Source organism: Bradyrhizobium tropiciagri (assembly GCF_001189845.1).
In the GTDB taxonomy this organism is placed as follows: Bacteria; Pseudomonadota; Alphaproteobacteria; order Rhizobiales; family Xanthobacteraceae; genus Bradyrhizobium; species Bradyrhizobium tropiciagri.
The window spans coordinates 26,565-43,529 of the sequence record NZ_LFLZ01000059.1; the positions used below are offsets into that span (position 1 = coordinate 26,565).

The 16,965-nt window shown below is 62.9% G+C and carries 15 protein-coding genes, 1 tRNA gene and 1 pseudogene; 13 read left to right on the forward strand and 4 right to left on the reverse strand.

Features of this window, described 5'->3' with window-relative positions:
• The first annotated feature begins 11 nt into the window (after positions 1-11).
• The 4 genes from AKN84_RS33315 to AKN84_RS33330 all read left to right on the forward strand — a co-directional run bounded on the left by AKN84_RS33315 (position 12) and on the right by AKN84_RS33330 (position 2,963).
• A complete protein-coding gene (locus tag AKN84_RS33315; RefSeq protein WP_050424705.1) occupies positions 12-713 on the forward strand; it encodes a haloacid dehalogenase type II in 702 nt (233 codons plus the stop codon).
• On the forward strand, positions 700-1,938 hold the full coding sequence (locus AKN84_RS33320) for a CaiB/BaiF CoA transferase family protein (RefSeq protein ID WP_050424706.1): 1,239 nt from the start codon (positions 700-702) through the stop codon (positions 1,936-1,938). The genes AKN84_RS33315 and AKN84_RS33320 overlap by 14 nt, the downstream gene beginning before the upstream one ends.
• Before the next feature lie 22 nt (positions 1,939-1,960).
• Entirely contained in the window at positions 1,961-2,383 is a 423-nt protein-coding gene (locus tag AKN84_RS33325; protein ID WP_128971379.1) for a PaaI family thioesterase, read from the forward strand.
• A gap of 337 nt (positions 2,384-2,720) precedes the next feature.
• Positions 2,721-2,963 (forward strand): hypothetical protein, encoded by a 243-nt coding sequence (locus tag AKN84_RS33330; protein ID WP_050424707.1) that lies wholly within the window; start codon positions 2,721-2,723, stop codon positions 2,961-2,963.
• 272 nt (positions 2,964-3,235) lie between these two features.
• Here the strand turns inward: AKN84_RS33330 and AKN84_RS33335 are convergent.
• Positions 3,236-3,312 (reverse strand) — tRNA-Arg (locus AKN84_RS33335).
• A gap of 130 nt (positions 3,313-3,442) precedes the next feature.
• Here AKN84_RS33335 and AKN84_RS33340 point away from each other — a divergent pair.
• The 3 genes from AKN84_RS33340 (at position 3,443) to AKN84_RS50815 (ending at position 6,126) form a co-directional block, all read left to right on the forward strand.
• Complete coding sequence (locus tag AKN84_RS33340; protein WP_050424708.1) at positions 3,443-4,522, forward strand: LLM class flavin-dependent oxidoreductase; 1,080 nt, start codon at positions 3,443-3,445, stop codon at positions 4,520-4,522.
• Positions 4,523-4,621: 99 nt separating this feature from the next.
• Positions 4,622-5,659, forward strand: coding sequence for an alpha/beta fold hydrolase (locus AKN84_RS33345; protein ID WP_050424709.1), 1,038 nt, complete (start codon positions 4,622-4,624; stop codon positions 5,657-5,659).
• A gap of 209 nt (positions 5,660-5,868) precedes the next feature.
• Positions 5,869-6,126 (forward strand): GCG_CRPN prefix-to-repeats domain-containing protein, encoded by a 258-nt coding sequence (locus tag AKN84_RS50815; RefSeq protein ID WP_430649950.1) that lies wholly within the window; start codon positions 5,869-5,871, stop codon positions 6,124-6,126.
• A gap of 151 nt (positions 6,127-6,277) precedes the next feature.
• Here the strand turns inward: AKN84_RS50815 and AKN84_RS33350 are convergent.
• Positions 6,278-6,681 (reverse strand): annotated as a pseudogene (locus tag AKN84_RS33350) (YccF domain-containing protein).
• Positions 6,682-6,909: 228 nt separating this feature from the next.
• On the opposite strand from AKN84_RS33350, the gene AKN84_RS33355 reads away from it, so the two are divergent.
• The gene (locus AKN84_RS33355; protein ID WP_244485651.1) at positions 6,910-7,515 is read left to right on the forward strand and encodes a carboxymuconolactone decarboxylase family protein; all 606 of its coding nucleotides are present in this window, start codon (positions 6,910-6,912) and stop codon (positions 7,513-7,515) included.
• A 222-nt stretch (positions 7,516-7,737) separates the two neighbouring features.
• Here the strand turns inward: AKN84_RS33355 and AKN84_RS33360 are convergent, their stop codons facing one another.
• On the reverse strand, positions 7,738-9,510 hold the full coding sequence (locus tag AKN84_RS33360) for a putative bifunctional diguanylate cyclase/phosphodiesterase (RefSeq protein WP_050424711.1): 1,773 nt from the start codon (positions 9,508-9,510) through the stop codon (positions 7,738-7,740).
• A 204-nt stretch (positions 9,511-9,714) separates the two neighbouring features.
• Positions 9,715-10,677: a sensor histidine kinase gene (locus tag AKN84_RS33365; protein WP_050424712.1), complete on the reverse strand. Its 963-nt coding sequence runs from the start codon at positions 10,675-10,677 to the stop codon at positions 9,715-9,717.
• 177 nt (positions 10,678-10,854) lie between these two features.
• Between AKN84_RS33365 and AKN84_RS33370 the strand changes: the two genes are divergently transcribed.
• The 5 genes from AKN84_RS33370 (at position 10,855) to AKN84_RS33390 (ending at position 16,902) form a co-directional block, all read left to right on the forward strand.
• Complete coding sequence (locus AKN84_RS33370) at positions 10,855-11,694, forward strand: SDR family NAD(P)-dependent oxidoreductase (RefSeq protein ID WP_050424713.1); 840 nt, start codon at positions 10,855-10,857, stop codon at positions 11,692-11,694.
• Between the two features lie 26 nt (positions 11,695-11,720).
• Entirely contained in the window at positions 11,721-12,734 is a 1,014-nt protein-coding gene (locus tag AKN84_RS33375) for an adenylate/guanylate cyclase domain-containing protein (protein ID WP_050424714.1), read from the forward strand.
• A gap of 837 nt (positions 12,735-13,571) precedes the next feature.
• Positions 13,572-14,924 (forward strand): efflux RND transporter periplasmic adaptor subunit, encoded by a 1,353-nt coding sequence (locus AKN84_RS33380; protein WP_128971380.1) that lies wholly within the window; start codon positions 13,572-13,574, stop codon positions 14,922-14,924.
• Between the two features lie 14 nt (positions 14,925-14,938).
• Entirely contained in the window at positions 14,939-15,670 is a 732-nt protein-coding gene (locus AKN84_RS33385) for an ABC transporter ATP-binding protein (protein ID WP_050424716.1), read from the forward strand.
• A complete protein-coding gene (locus AKN84_RS33390) occupies positions 15,667-16,902 on the forward strand; it encodes an ABC transporter permease (RefSeq protein WP_050424717.1) in 1,236 nt (411 codons plus the stop codon). The genes AKN84_RS33385 and AKN84_RS33390 overlap by 4 nt, the downstream gene beginning before the upstream one ends.
• Positions 16,903-16,965: the final 63 nt, after the last annotated feature.

The following is a 16,965-nucleotide window of genomic DNA, read 5'->3' on the forward strand; positions in this document are numbered from 1 at the left end:
AGGAGGCATCAATGAGCTTTGAGACGATCAAGCGCGACGTGAAGATCTGCATGTTCGACCAGTACGGCACGGTGGTCGACATGCAGGGCGGCCTGACCAAAATCGCCGCGCCGTTCCTTGCAAAAAAGGGATGGAAGGGCGATCCGAATTCCTTCGTCACCTGGTGGCGCCGCACGCATTTCGAGAACTCGATGATCGATGCGCTGCTGCATCGCGAGCACACGCCCTATCGCGAGATCGGGCACCGCGCGGTTGCCCACGTGATGGACCGGGCGAAGATCGACTACACGATGGAAGATGTGCGCTATCTCGTTGGCGAGATCGAGAAGCTGGTGCCGTTTCCGGAAGTGCCGGACGCGCTCGCGCGGCTGCAAAGCAAGTACAAGCTCGTCGTGCTCTCGAACGGCGATCCCGACATGCTCGAGACCGCGAAGCAGTACCACAAGGTCCCGTTCGACCGCGTGATCTCGGTGGCCGAAGCCAATTCGTTCAAGCCGCATGTCGCGACCTATACGAAGGCCGCCGAGATCATGGGCGTGAAGCCGGATGAGGTGCTGTTCGTGGCCAATCACGCGTTCGACTGCATCGGCGCCAAATCTGCCGGCATGCGGACGGCGTTCATCGACCGGCGCAGCCGCCCGTTCGGCATCACGCCGCACCAGCCCGATATCCTGGTGCCGTCGATGAAGGACCTTGCCGATGCGATCGTCTGATCGCGAGCCGCTGTCCAGCATCAGGGTTCTCGACCTCTGCCGGGTGGTCTCCGGTCCGTTTGCGACGATGCAGCTCGGCGATCTCGGCGCGGATATCGTGAAGATCGAGGATCCCAGGCAAGGCGATGAAAGCCGCCGCTACGGGCCACCCTTCGTCGGCGGCGAGAGCGCGTATTTCCTCTCGGTGAACCGCAACAAGCGCAGTTGCGCCATCGATCTGAAGTCGCCGGCGGGGCGCGACGCGGTGCTCGACCTCGCATCCGTCGCCGACGTCGTGATCGAGAATTTTCGCCCGGGCACACTCGACAAATGGGGGCTCGGTTTCGACGCGCTGCGGGCGCGCCGGCCTGACATCATCCTATGCAGCATCTCGGGGTTCGGCCGCACCGGTGCGGACGCCTCGCGCCCCGGCTACGATCTGATCCTGCAGGGCGAATCCGGCGTGATGGACATCACCGGCGATCCGGATGGACCGCCGACCAAGGTCGGCACCTCGATCGCCGATCTCGTCACCGGCCTGTATGCGTCGCATTCGGTGCTGGCTGCCTTGATGCGGAAGAGCCGGACCGGCGAGGGCGGCCGGGTCGACATCTCGATGCTCGACGCCATGGCATCGCTGCTGACGTTCAACGCCGGCATGTACTTCGCATCGGGACAAAGCCCGCGGCGCCGGGGCAACGTGCATCCGACCATCAGCCCGTACGAGCCGTTCGAATCCAGTGATGGCTGGATCAATGTCGGGGTCGCGAACGATAAATTCTGGGCGGCCTTCTGCGACGTCATCGGCCGTCCGGACTTGCGCGAAGACGCGCGCTTCGAAACCGCGCCAAAACGCGCGGCCAGCCGGGACGAACTGGTCGTGATCCTGGCTCCCATCTTTGCCCGGAGAAGCCGCGCCGATTGGCTGCAGGCGCTGGGCGCGGCGGGCATTCCCTGCGGCGCGATCAAGTCGGTCGGCGAGGTCTGCGAAACGCCGCAACTCACGCAGCGCGGCATGGTTCAGACCGTCCGCCATCCGGCCGCGGGAGACGTGAAGTTTATCGCCCGGCCGACACGGTTCGGCGACGAGCCGCCGGCGCCTTCCTCGCCGCCGCCGATGCTCGGCGAACACACGCGCGAGGTGCTTGCGGAATGGCTCGGCTGGACCGACGATCGGCTCGAAAGAGTAGCGGTCGAAGGCGTGTTCGGAGACTTTGGACGGAGCTTCGTGCGACCGGCCATGTGAGTATCGTCAAGAGAATATCGTCATGAGAGAAATCGCCGAGCAGATGATGCGCCGCGCCGTCGAAGACGAGCGGCAGGAATTCGGGTCGTTCTTCCTGTCGCGTCTGTTCGGACTGGAGATCGCCTACCAGGGCGAGACGTGCATCGTGTCCTTTGACGTCGTGAGGCCGCTGTTCAACCCGCAAGGCTCGCTGCACGGCGGGGTGCTGGCGACGGCGCTCGACATCTCGATGGGGCATCTCGTCAACCACGTCGCGGGTGCCGGCACCACGCTCGAGATGAAGGTGCAGTATCTCGCCGCGATCCGCGAAGGTCGCGTCACCTGCCATGCGAGCTTCCTGAAGCGGGGCCGCAAGACCTTCTTCGTGCAGTCGCAGGCATCCAGCGCCGCCGGCGAGCCGATCGCGCATGCCACATCGACCTGGCAGCTGCTGAACCGAAGCTGAAAGCGCGGGCCGGGCGCTCAACGTACCGCAACCTGTGCAGGGCCGGGAAGCGGGGCCGCGTAGGCTACGCCCCCGTGATCTTACGGTAGGGGAAAACGGGACGAGCGTCACCCTTGGAAGCTATTCCGTCGTTGTCGGGCGCTCGCCTCGGTTGCGCTCAGGCGCTATGTTGCGGGGTCACTCATTGGAAGCTTTGAGGGGTGAATACGTGCGAGTCATAAGAAATGGGTTTCTATCGCTTCTGGCCCTGGGAGCGTTGGCTCCGGAAGGTCACGCGCAAACGACGGTCGCAGCATTGGAGTGCGATTTTCCACTCGCTTCAACTGATGACTGGAACATGGCCGCGTCGACCCTGCAATACTACATCGATACGGCAGGAGGCTGGAAAGTAGGCCAGGATTCGTTCTCCTTCGATGGCCCGACAAACGTTACGATCGATGGCAAGGATCGCGTCGCTTCGCTGTCGATCGTTATTTCCCGACAGTCGGGCAAAGCCACCAAGACGCTTTCGTCGGGAGGGAAATCCCTGACTGTCAGCGGGGAATGCAAAAAAATGGAATCCACCGGACGAAAGTTCTGAGCGCGTGTGATGTCGAGCCGCCGACCCATGGCGTTGAGGCCTCGCCGGGGGCGGCGGCGAAATGACCTCGAACAAATGGCATCCCAGCGATGGATGTCTGATGAGACTCGGGCGGTCATCTGACTGGCGATGGCGACAGGATCGCCATCAGCGCTCTCGTCAATCCCATTCGCGGATGTCTCGAATCAAAATGCGGTGTATCCGTGCCCTCAACGGCAACCTTCAGTGGCTGAGCCGTTTTGGCGATGCCGGTTGCGGCAAAAGGCCGTGTTTGGCGCACCCGACACGATTCGAACGTGTGACCTTTGCCTTCGGAGGGCAACGCTCTATCCAGCTGAGCTACGGGTGCGTGCAGGGGTTCATTTAGCTGATTGGCTCCGGGTCGGCAACGGCGTTGTCCGGCCGGTTGAGGGCTGTAGACTGCCTGCGCCAATATGACAGGTCCAAGGAAAAGGGCCGTCTTTCGAGGGAGTTTGCCCATGCGTCCGCTGGAATTCGGCTGGTATCTGCCCACGCACGGCGACACCACGGCCTATGGGCTGATGGAGGCGCAAATCGCCGGGTCGCCGGAACTCTGCGATCGCGTGGTCAAGGCGGCCGAGGATGCCGGGTTTGAATATCTGCTGATCCCGGTCGGCTCGGTGTGCTGGGAGGCCTGGATATCGGGCGCCTTCATGGCGGCGCGCTCGGCGCGGATCAAGCCGCTGATCGCAGCAAGACCCGGCTATATCAACCCGGTGCTGATGGCCAAGATGATCTCGACCTTCGACCAGATGTCCGGCGGGCGGATCTGCATCAATCTGATCGCCGGCCAGAACGAGAGCGAGGTCGAGGCCGAGGGCGTCCGCTACGCCAAGGAGGAGCGCTACGCGCTGATGGAGGAGGAGGTCTCGATCCTGAAGGCGCTGTGGACGACGCGCGGGCCGGTGAACTTCCAGGGCAGGTTTCACACGATCTCGGGCGCGCATATCAGGCCGCGTCCGTTGCAGCAGCCGTTTCCGAAATTCTATCTCGGCGGCGGCTCGCGGCAGGCCTGGGAGGTGTCGGCGAAGCATTCCGACGTCCATCTGTTCTGGGGCGATCTGCCGGAGCGCATCGCGGAGAACATCGCCGAGATCCGGCGGATGGCGCGCGACCATGATCGTGAGGATGCGATCGGCTTCGGCATGCGGCTGCAGGTGATCTGCCGCGAGAACGAGGCCGATGCCTGGGAGGCCGCCGACCAGCTGGTGCGCCACGCCACCGAGCGGCAGAAGCAGGAGATGAAGACGCTCTATAACCGCTCGGAGGCCAACCAGCGCGTGCAGCAGCTCGCGCGCGACTATGGCGATCTCCTGATGCCGCATCTGTGGACCGGCATCACCAAGGTGCGGCCCGGCGCCGGCATCGCCGTGGTCGGCAATCCCGAACAATGCGCCGCGACCTTGCAGCAGTTCATCTATGCCGGCTGTCATTCCTTCTGCCTGTCCGGCTATCTGCACGACGAGGAGGCCGAGCGGTTCGGCCGCCTGATCCGCCCGATCCTTGCCGCGAACAATCGCGGACGGCTTGCCGCGTGAGCGTCGTCCCTTTCCGAAATTTCATGCATGAAGTGAAGTCCAATGCGCCATGATCCGGCCGGATTGCATCGCCGCTCGCGGCACCAACGGAGTTGAACCATGCATCATCGGGGCTGGCTTGCGGCACTGACGCTGCTCATCGCGACCGTTCACGCGCCGGTCGCGTCGGCAACGCAGGCGCAGATCGAGCGCGACAAGAAGCCGGTCAAGGAGGTCGCGAGCGGGCGGATCGCCGTCGACAGCGCGACCTTCCCCGTTTATCTCTCGGCCGACTGGTCCAATCCGCTGCCGGACGTCACCCGCGCGGTGCTGGTGCTGCACGGGGTGCTGCGCAATGCCGACGATTATTTCCGCGCGGCGCTGAGCGCACAGGCTGCGGCCGGCGATGTCGGCAAGAGCACACTGATGATCGCGCCGCAGTTTTTGATCGAGCCCGATGTTGCGGCATTCAAGCTGTCGGCGGAGACGCTGCGCTGGAGCCTCTATGGCTGGCAAGGCGGCGAGCCTGCGCTCGCGCCCAATCCGGCGAGCTCGTTCGAGGCGCTCGACGCCATTCTGGCGAAGCTCGGCGACCGCAAGCTGTTTCCGAACCTGAAGCAGGTCGTCGTGTTCGGCCATTCCGGCGGCGGCCAGGTCGTGCAGCGTTATGCGATCGCGGTGAAGGGCGACCAGGTGCTGCTGCGCGAAGGCATCGGCGTGCGCTACGTGGTCGCCAATCCCTCTTCCTACGCCTATTTCACCAAGGAGCGGCCGGAGCCCGCGATCGCGGCGGCATGCGAGGGCTACAACAGCTGGAAGTTCGGCATGGACGATCGCCCGCCCTATCTCGCCGAGCCTTCGCCGGCTGCGCTGGAACAGGCCTATGTTGCGCGTCGCGTGATCTATCTCTTGGGAACGCTCGACACTAATCCCAATCATCCCGCGCTCGACAAGTCCTGCATGGCGGAAGCCGAAGGGCCGTATCGTTACGCACGCGGGCATTCCTATGTCGCGGCGATGCAGGCCCGCGATGGCGGCACGCCGAACCATAGTGTGTGGGATGTGCCCGGCGTCGGCCATGAGGGCGGCAAGATGCTCAACTCGCCCTGCGGCCTGACCGCGGTGTTCGACATTCCCGGCTGCGAGGCGGCGCGCTAGAGCATGATCCGGAAAAGCGGAGACCGGTTTTCCGAGAAAATCATGCTCCAACAATGAGATGCGATCATGATGCGATGCCATGGAATTGCATCATGGTCATATCGCGCACACTGGAATGTGTGCGGCGGCTCGGTGGCGAGCCGCATCGAGATAGCCTACGCTCAGGTTGCGAATGAAGCATCACGACCGGCAGCTTGATGGAGACCATCATGAGAGCATGTTTGTTCGCGGTTCTGACTGCAGGTGCGTTTCTCGGGCTGACCCCGGCCAACGCCGCGGAGGGGTGTGGCGACGGTTGCCACAGGACCTCAGGAGGCGCCTGCGTGATTGACGGGTGGGGCACCAGCGCGCGAGTCAGGAACGAATGCCCCGCCACCACCCGCGCCCGGCCCCCATGCGGTGGCCATGGATATATCTGGCGGCGTGACCTCCAGGCCTGCTCCCAGACGACGAAGGATTGGCTGTAGAGCACGATCCGGACAGCTGCGAAGCGGTTTCCCTTGCGACAAACGCAAGGCGTTTGCGCGCAGATCATGCTCAAGCAACGAACGAGAGCGGGATGAGGATTCAACCAAATCTCGTCGCGCTCTAGCTTTCCGCGACACCGACCAGTCCGTGTTACGCCGGCACGATCACCTTGCCGATCGGCCACAGTGCGATGCCGGCAAGCTTGAGATGCGCCCAGGCGAAGGGAATGCCGATGATGGTGACCGCGAGCAGGATGGCCGTGATCACGTGGCCGATCGCGAGCCACCAGCCGGCCAGGATGAACCAGACCAGATTGCCGATCACGCCGAGCGGTCCGGTGCCGATATCGGACATGCCGGTGACTTCATCGCGGCGGACCGCACGCGAACCGAACGGCAGCAGCGATAGACCGCAATGTTGAACGCGGCGCGCGCCCAGGGCAGCCCGATAATGGTGATGGCCATGATCACCGCGGCGACCAGCCAGCCGAACGCCATCCACGCGCCGCCGATCAGGATCCAGAGGACGTTCAGGAGGATAGACACAGGCTGCATGGCAGGCACCTTTGCTCCGCGTGACACGGCCTCAATATAGGCCGGCGGCCGGCGCCGCGGTAGGGTGCAGCGAGGCGCACGAGCGCCGTCAGTCGTGGTCACCTTGCGCGCGGCGGCGGTCTTCACCATCGGTCGCATAATTGTCGCAGAGGCAGCCGCGTCGCAAAGGGGAGAACGAAAATGAGAAGAAGACTTGCGACAAGGGTTCTTGGTGCAGGGGTCTTGGCAGTGCTGGAATTTTCAGTGCAAGCCGCGCGCAGCGAGGACGCCGTGCGGTTTGCGCCGCTCAAGGCCGAGGAACTGTCGCCGCCGCAAAAGGCCTGGGCCGACCTGATCAGTGCGCCGCCGCGCAACGCCAAGTTCACCGCGCCGCCCTACCGCGCCTATATCCGCAATCCCGACCTGGCACCGAAGCTGTCGAACCTGTCGGAGTACCTGCGCTGGAACACCTCGCTGCCGGCGCGGCTCAGCGAGATGGCGATTCTGATCACGGCGCGGCATTGGACCGCGCAATATGAATGGTCCGCGCATTATCCGCTGGCGATGAAGGGCGGGCTCGATCCGAAGATCGCGGACGCGATCGCCAAGGGCACGCGGCCCGAGGGCATGAAGGATGACGAGGCCGCGCTGTACGATCTCGGCATCGCGCTTTATCGCGACAGGAAGGTCTCAGACGCCGTCTACAAGGCCGCGCAGGAGAAGTTCGGCGAGCGCGGCATCATGGATATCATCGGCATCATGGGCTACTACGATCTGGTCTCGATGACGCTGATCACAATGCAGGCCGGCGCGGCGAACAATGGCGTCGCGCCGTTGCCGGTGCTGGAGAAGTGAGACTGTAGGTTTGTCGAGCATCAGCCGCGACGGGACCGCGCTCCCTCGCCCCGCTCTTGCGGGGAGAGGGTTGGAGTGAGGGGCTATCTCCGCAGATTCGTTGACAGATGGATTCGCGGAGGCTCCCCCTCACCCGGAACGCATCTGGCGATGCGTTCGACCTCTCCCCGCACGCGGGGCGAGGTGAGAAGGGACATCACTTGCTCGAAAATGAAGTAGTCTCTACCGCCTGAAGCCGTTGGCGCGCGAATAGCTCTGGCGGCTGTCCTGGGACGGACGCGCCGCCATGCTGGCGCGGCTCTCGCTTGCGACCGGCGTCGCGGGCTTCAGGTCCTCGAGGAAGATCGGCTTGGCGAAGTAATAGCCCTGGGCATAGCGGATCTTGGTCGCCGCCTGCAGATAGGTGAGCTCCTCGTAGGACTCGATGCCCTCGGCGATCACGGTCATGCCGAGCGCCTCGCTCAGCGATTCGATCGCGCGCAGGATGCCCTGGCTGCGCGGCCGCTGATGGATGTCGGTGATGAAGGAGCGGTCGATCTTGATCTCGTCGGCGGTGATGTCGGCGAGCGCCGACAGCGACGAATAGCCGATGCCGAAATCGTCGATCGAGATGCCGACGCCGATGCCGCGCAGGATCGGCAGGATCTGGTCCTGGAAGTGCGACCGGGTCACGAACGCATCTTCGGTGACCTCGATCATGAAGCGTTTCGGGAAGCCGGTCTCCTCGATCGCGCGCGCGAAGCGGCGCATGAACTCGAGATTGCCGGCCTGCTTGGCCGCGACATTGATGCTGATCGTCGCCGTGGGGCCGAACGTGTCGTTGATCAGATCGATCGACTTGACGATCTCCGCCAGCACCAGAAACGTCAGCTCGTCGATCAGGCCGAGCTCGACGGCGAGGTTGATGAAGGTGCCCGGTGCCTGGATCACGCCCTCGTCGTCGCGCAGCCGCACCAGCGCCTCGATACCCTTGACCTCGTGGGTGCGGATATCGACCTTGGCCTGGAATGCGCAGCAGAAACGCTTTTCCAGGATCGCCAGCCGCAGCGATTGCTCGACCTTCATCCGCGCCAGCGCCTCGCGCTCCATGCTGTTGTCGAAGAACGCGGTCGAGCCCTTACCGTTGTTCTTGACGCGGTACATCGCGATATCGGCATTCTGGCGCAGCGCCTCATAGCTCCTGCCGTGCATCGGGTAGAGGCTGACGCCGATCGAGGTGGAGGCGAAGATCTCGGAGTCCTCGATGAAGAACGGCGCCTTCAGCCGCTCCTGCATGACGTGGATGAATTCGGCAACCGCGTCATTGCCGCTGATCGGGTTCAGCAGCAGCAGGAATTCGTCGCCGGAGATCCGCGACAGGATGTCGGTTTCGCGCAACGCATGGCCGAGCCGCTTGGACAGTTCGACCAGCAGCGCATCGCCGATCGCGTGGCCGTAATAGTCGTTGATGTGCTTGAAGTTGTCGACGTCGAGAAAGGCGAGCGCGAAATGGCTCTGCGCAGTGTCGCGGATCAGGCCGTTGACGCGATGTTCGATCACCCGCCGGGTCGGCAGGCCGGTCAGTTCATCGTAATAGGCCGAGCGGAACAGCTGGTCCTCGAACGCCTTCTGCTCGCTGATGTCGGTCGAGGTCGAGATCAGGAGATTGCGGCCGGCGATCTGGACCGGCCGGTGCGAGGTGAGAAACACGTATTTGGATGCGCCGCAGGAGAGCACTTCCTCGAGTACCACCGGGCGCCCGCTGCGCAGCATGTCCAGATTGGCGGCGTGACGATCATCGACCGGCGCCGGCTGGCTCGCGCTCGCTGCCAGCTGCAGCTGGCTCGCTGCCGCTTCGTTCACCAGGATGAACTGGCCCTGCTCGTCCTGCACCGTCACACCTGCCGGCAGCAGCTGGAGAAGATCACGCAAGATGCGCAGTTCATTTCCGGAAATGTCGTCTTGGCCGGTCGCTGCCGCGCCTGCCTGAAAATCGCTTTTGTTGAAACTATGCATGTGCCGACCTTGGCAAAGTCCGTTGTAGTTTTGGTTAAGCGGACCTGCGAAATGCCGTGACAGAATGAGACCCGGGCTGCTTTCGCAAGCCGTCGCGGCAATCGTCATTAACAGAGTATCAATGTCGGGCTCAGTCGCTGGTGAAAGCGATTGCGGCGCGCACGGTTGCACCGGAAAATGCGCCTGTGCCGGAAAGCGTACTTATCAACAGTTGGGAAGCTTGCACTGCATGGTGCAGTGAACGCCGGTCTTCAGGTAACTGATCTCGGTCTTGCCGTCGAACGGCCGCAGCGCCGACTTCAGCAGCTTAGTGCCGAAGCCGGGTTCGCCGAGCACCTCGACCACCGGTCCCTCGGTTTCGTCCCAGATCACGTTGAGACGTCCATCGTCCACTGTCCACGACACCTGCAGAAACCCGCGCGGCGAGGAGAAGGCGCCGTACTTTCCTGCGTTGGTTGCGAGCTCGTGGAAGATCAGCGCCAGCGAGACGGCGAGCTTGGCAGGCAGGAACAATTGCTCGCCGTTGAGATTGAACCGCACGTGGCCGTAGGGGCCGAGCTCCGAGCGCAGCAAATCCTTGATATCGCAGCCATAGCCGTCGACCCGCGCGATCAGATCGTCGGTCGCCGAGAGCGCGCGGATGCGATGGTCGATGCGCTGCCAGACATCGGGCCGGTCCTGCAGCGCCTGATGCAGCACGGCATGAATGGTCGAGGATTTGTTCTTCAGCCTGTGCTGCAATTCGTCGACCACGATCTTGCGGTATTGCTCCTCCTCGATCAGCCGCTTGGATACCTCGCGCTGCTGGGCGACCAGGGAACGGTAGTGCTCCACGCCCCAGATCGCGATGCCGCACACCGCCCAGAAGATCATCAGCAGTGCAAAGCGCGCCGGATCGGCGTGCCCGCTGCTGAAATTGATGATGACGCCGAGCAGGCCGCTCGCCAGCGCGGTCGCGATCCCGATCCGGAAGCCGCCAAGGGCGGTCGCGAAGAACACCGCCGGGAAATAGGGCGTGAAGAACACATCCGGCCTGATCTGGGCGAGCCCGAAGCGCGCGGCCGTGGCCAAAACGAGACAGAGTACCGCAAAGCTCGCCGCAAGCAGCATCGAAGGCTGGGAATCGCCCCGCCAACCCGCCCTGAATTCGTCGATCCATTTCGCCATCGGTCGTTCCAGTTCACGTGAACAGGCGACCCAAAATAAGGCCGCTGCGACCGAAAAACCGCAGTTGTGGCCTTCTGGCCACAGGTGGACCTTGACCACCGTTAACCGCGCCTCCGCTTGCTTGGTGGAAGCAGCTGGGGAATATCTGCAACATCAAACGTTAATTGGGGGACCGGCATGGGACGGCTGGATGGCAAGGTCGCGGTGATCACCGGGGCGACCAGCGGCATCGGGTTGCGCACGGCGGAGGTCTTTGTCGCCGAGGGCGCGCGGATCGTGATCGCCGGACGCCGCGCGCCGGAGGGCGAGGCGCTGGCGCAACAGCTCGGCGAGGCTTGCGTGTTTCGGCAGACCGACGTCACGGTCGAGGACCAGATGCAGGCGCTGATCGCGCTTGCGGTGGAGAAGTTCGGCCGGATCGACTGCCTGTTCAACAACGCCGGCGGTCCGGCGCAGACCGGTGGCATCGAGGGCCTCGACGTCGAGCGGTTCGACGCCGCGATGGCAACCCTGGTGCGCAGCGTGATGCTCGGCATGAAGCATGCGGCGCCGTACATGCGCAAGCAGGGCTCCGGCAGCATCATCAACAATGGAAGCATCGCCGGACGGCTCGCCGGCTTCTCCTCGTCGATGGTCTATGGTGCGGCGAAGGCCGCGGTGATTCATTTCACCAAATGCGTGGCGATGGAGCTCGGCGAGTCCGGCATCCGCGTCAACTCGATCTCGCCCGGTGCAATCGCCACAGGCATTTTCGGCAAGGCGCTCGGGTTGTCGACCGACGCGGCCGAGAAAACCGCTTCCGTGATGCGGGAGGTCTACAAGGCGGCGCAGCCGATCCCGCGCGCCGGCCTGCCCGACGACATCGCGCATGCCGCGGTGTTCCTGGCGAGCGACGAATCGAGCTTCATCAACGGTCATGACCTCGTCGTCGACGGCGCCATCACCGGCGGCCGCAACTGGAGCCAGCAGCAGGCGGGCTATGTGTCGCTGCGCAAGGCGTTCGATCAGGGGGCGTAGCTGGGACAGTCGCCGGGGCAGAAAGCATGAACGCCAGGCTCGAGCGGAAGCTGCAACGTCTTGCCGCCGTCCTTGTCGCCGGAATCCTCTCCGGTGTCGCGATCACGCTGAGCGTCTTCGGCGGCGGGGTTGCCCAGTTGACTGTCGGCATCACCTACGGATTCCTGCTTGCTGGCGTGATCGGCTCGATCGAGCTGTTCGTCCTTGAAGATTGGGATTGGCTCAAACGCCTGTCCTTCCTCTCCAATCTGGCCGTGCGCAGCGCCATCTACGCGGCCATCATCATCGGCATCCAGCTGCTGCAGCCGGGCGAACGCATCGCAGGGGTGGCGCCGCAGGATTCGCTGCAGGATTTCTGGTCGAGCTTCGCGCGCTCCGCGATCGTCTCGGTGCTGGTCAATCTGGGATTCGGCATCGCCAATCTGATCGGCTCGCGCGCGCTGATGAACTTCGTCACCGGGCGCTACCACGCGCCGGTCGAGGAAGACCGCTTCGTGCTGTTCGTCGATATCGCCGGATCGACCGGGCTCGCCGAGCGTCTCGGCGGCATCGGCATTCATCGTTTTCTCGACCGCACCTTCCGCTTGCTGACGCGGTCGGTGGTCGATTATCGCGGCGAGGTGCTCAACTATGTCGGCGACGAGATCATCGTGACCTGGGCCGAACAGAGCGGCGCGGTCGATTGCCGGCCGCTGCGCTGCTTCGTGGCGATGCGCCTCGCGCTGCAGAAGGCCGCGCCGCAGTTCGAGCGCGAATTCGGCGCAGTGCCGCAGATTCGCGGCAGCCTGCATTTCGGCCCAGTGATCGTGGGCGAGATCGGCGACGTCAAGCGCGCGATCGTGTTCAACGGCGATGTCATGAACACCGCGGCGCGGCTGGAGGAGCTGAGCCGCAAGGTCGATGGCGGCTTCCTCGCCTCGCGCGCCGCGATGGCGCGCTTCGCCGCACCGCCGCCATTTCCGGTGAGCGATCTCGGCACGCTCCCGATCCGCGGCCGCGTCGACGGCATCGACGTCGTCGGGATCGGAGCGGTGGCGTAGCCTTTACGCATCGAAGTCCACCTCAGCCAAGAACCGTGACGTCGGCTGGCTCGATGAGGATGCATGCCGGCTTTGGATCGGCCGCCATCACCTTCGGTGAAGGTCACGTACCGATCCCGCGCCGAGGTGACATTCCTTCGACGCCAAATCGAAAACGACTTCCAAAAATGACTTGCAAGTTAGTTTCTGAAAAATGAGTCAGCTTCGCTGTCGTGGCATGGGAGAGCTGCGCTAAAAAAAACGGAGATGGCTTGGGACATTCCGCGCTGCTCGGCGTTCTCTGCTCGCGGCGACCAAACCACCAATGGCAAGGGGATGGTCAATGCGCACCCATGGAGCGTCGGCCGATGCTGGCGCTTCGCAATTCAGCAAGCAACTGCAATGCGCAAAATCGTCTTCAAAGGAGTGCAGAGATGAAGCACGTGTTAGTCTCTCTCGCTATCGGCGCCTGCCTGCTGCTTCCGTCCGCGGGCGTGGTGTTTGGCGCGGGTCCTCCCGTCAAGCCTGCTCAAAATCCCACGACAGGCCAGCATGGCTCCAATCACGGCTTTAGCTGTACCACCAGCGGTGCAGGTATTAACACGCCGGGGAATGCTATGGCAGCGCCCGGATCACCGTTCAATCCAAGTGGGCAAGCAGGCAACGTCTATGCGGGAAATCCGGGCACGGCATCGGCAGAGCACGCAAATTCGACGGCTGCCGTTTCCCAATATGACGTCGCTTGCTCGCACCAAGCTCCCTAGCCCTGAAGAGTGCAGGGCCTGATTTGCCTGTTGTGGCCGAAAGCACTAATGCCTCGGACGAGCCGGCAATGCGTTGAAGCAGGATAACAGCCACATGCGTTTCGTCGGCGTGGCATTTCTGTTGTGCGCCTTGATGGTCGGGCTGGGCTATACCTATGGTCAAGATAGCTCGGCCCCGACCTTCCTCACGGCCCCGGTTGAACGGGGCAGCATCTCTACCCTGGTCAAGGCCAGCGGCACCGTTGAGGCGGTCGTAAACGTTGATGTCAGCTCGCAATTGTCGGGACAGATTGCCGAGGTGTTCGTCAATTTCAACGACAGCGTAACGGCGGGGCAGCCGATCGCGCGAATAGATCAGGAGATTTTTGCGGCCCGCGTCAAGGAAGCAAGAGCCGCCCTGAGAGTGGCGAGCGCCACCGCTCAAGTGGAAAAGGCAGCGCTGGAACGAGCGAAGGTCGCAGTGACGAATGCGCGGACTGCCGAAAAGCTGGCGGAAGATCAATCGACTGCGAGCAAGGTCAGACAAGAAGAAGCGGAGAGGGAATTCCAGCGAAAGCTCGCATTGGCACGCAGTGGAAGCGGTACCGAGAGAGACTTGAGCCAGGCGCGCTCGCTGCGCGATGCGGGAGCTGCCGACCTGCGCGCCTCCCTCGAGCAAATCCAGATGAAAGCTGAGGCCATTGCGATTGCAGAGGCGGAAAGCCAAATGGCCGAGGCCAATCTCGAGAATGCACAGGCGGTTATCGAGCAGCGGCAGGCGGCCGTCGATCAGGCCGAAGTCGATCTCGGTCGGACCGTGCTCCGTGCGCCGATCAACGGAATCATCATCAAGCGGGATGTCAATCCGGGACAAACGGTCGCCGTCAGTCTCGAAGCCAAGACGTTGTTCAAGATTGCGGACGATCTGCGTGAGATGGAAGTCCATGGCAAGATCGACGAGGCCGATGTCGGGCAATTGAAAGTGGGCCAGACGGTCCAGTTCACGGTGGACGCTTATCCTGACCGGACCTTCAGCGGGCAAATTCTCCAGATCCGCAAGTCCCCCGAAGTCGTACAGAACGTCGTCACCTATACGACAATCGTTTCCGCGCCAAATCCGGACCTTTTGCTGCTGCCGGGAATGACTGCCCAGCTTCGGATTGTGGTGAGCGATACGCGCGGGATCCTCAAAATTCCTAACCAGGCGCTGCGCTTCCGGCCGAACGATGCCGGTGCTTCGACGGGTCACCAGAGTGCGGACAAGGCCGCCTCGTCCCAACCTTCTGCGACGGTATGGCTGGTCGGTGACGGTGGGCGACCGCAACCCGTTGCAGTGAGACTGGGGGCGAGCGACGACAACAGCGCCGAACTGCTGGAGGGCGCGCTCGCTGAGGACCAGCACGTGATCATCGGGATTGCGAACTCGCAAAAGCAAAGCGGCTATTTCGGCGTGCGCCTCGGATTTTGAGATCGGATTCTAGGATGCAGCCCCTGGTTCGAACCGTTGGAATTTCAAAAAGCTATCCTTCCGGCGGCACGATCGTCCGCGCAGTATCGAATGTGTCGCTCGCAATCGAGCACGGTGAGTTTGTTGCAATACGGGGCCGGTCCGGTTCGGGAAAGTCGACCCTGATGAACCTTTTGGGTCTATTGGATCGGCCCGATTCCGGCACATACACGTTCAATGGTCAAGAAGTCGCAATGCTGAGCGAAGACGGACGCGCGACCGTCAGGAGCCACGACATCGGATTCATATTCCAGCAGCCCGCCCTTCTGCCGCGGGCAACCGCGCTGGAAAATGTCGAGCTTCCGCTTATCTACGCCGGCATTTCTCCCTCCAGGCGTCGTCGCACGGCCAGGGATGCGCTTGACCGCGTGGGCCTGGGCGACCGCGGCCATCATTGGCCGAACCAACTCTCGGGAGGAGAGCAGCAGCGGGTTGTCATTGCCCGTGCGACAGTGAACGATCCTGCGCTCATTCTCGCCGACGAGCCGACCGGATCGCTCGATAGTGCAACCGGCAACGAGATCCTGTCGCTGTTCGAGGCTCTGCATCACGATGGGCGTACGATCATCGTGGTTACGCATGCCACCGAGGTTGCCAATCGTGCGCGGCGACTGATCACCTTGCACGATGGACAAATCGTCGAAGACTCCTCGGCATCATCAGACAATTTGCGTCCGGCCGCCCTCGCTATGGATTCCTTGCCATGAGTCCTCTGGAGAGCTTGCGAATCGCTGCTCGGGCGCTCCGGGTCAACAAGCTGCGGAGCGCCTTGACTGTGCTCGGGATCGTTGTTGGCGTCGGAGCGGTGGTCTGCATGGTCTCTGTCGGAGCTGGCGCACAAGCGGAAGTCTCCGAGAAGATCCGCACGCTCGGAGCCAACCTCCTGCTCGTCATGCCCGGAGCCAGGAATTCGGGAGGGGCGAGGCTTGAATCGGGAACGCAGCCGACGCTGACGATAGAGGACGCCGCTTCTATTCGCCGCGAACTGGCGGACGTTCAGGTCGCGGCTCCGCTGTTGTCGCGTTCCCTCCCGCTCGTGGCCGCAAACAGGAACTGGGTAACCGTGGTGGCCGGAATAAATCCCGACTATCTGGTGGCTCGCGAATGGCAGGTTGCCGGCGGCCGATTGTTTACGAGTGATGAGATTGCATCCGGCGCGAAAGTTGCCATCGTGGGCGCGGTTATCGTCGAGGAGCTCTTCAATGGGGGCTCGGGAATCGGCGAGACGCTTCGGATTGGCAACGTCCCCTTCACCGTGATTGGCGTGCTGGACAAAAAGGGGTTGGGCGCGGCCGGCCGCAGCCAGGACGACGTGGTGTTCATTCCGCTGTCGGCTGCGAAAAGCCGCGTGCTCGGAGCCGTGCGCGGCACGACCCGCGAAGCATTGGATTTCATCTCGATCAAGGTTTCGGACACGACTGCAATGTCGGAGATCCAGCGCGACGTCGAGGCCCTGCTTCGACAGCGGCACCGCATTCGCGGGGATGCCCCCAGCGATTTCAGGATCGAGAATCCAGCGGATGTTCTGTTTGCGCGCGGAGCCGCAATGCGGCTGCTCGCCAGTTTGTTGATTGCGGTGGCTGCGGTCTCGCTGGTCGTTGGCGGCATCAGCATCATGAACATCATGCTGGTTTCGGTAACCGAACGCACCCGCGAAATCGGTTTGCGCATTGCCGTCGGAGCTCGCCGCCGCGAAATACGATGGCAATTTCTTATCGAAGCCGCGATCCTGGCGTTGGTCGGAGGGCTTGTGGGCGCGTTCTTGGGAGCTGCCGCGGCAGTCGCAATCGCTTGGAAAGCTGGTTGGCCAGTTCTGATCAGCCCCTGGGCCATCGTCTTGGCTTGCGGATTTGCGGGTTTCATCGGAATTTCGTTTGGCCTCTATCCCGCGCATCGGGCCGCGCGGCTTGATCCGATTGTCGCATTGCGTTTCGAATAGGCGAAGGCCATCACGCACAAGCCAGCGCCGCCGGGACGTCAGGCTGCGACAAATTAGCCCGAC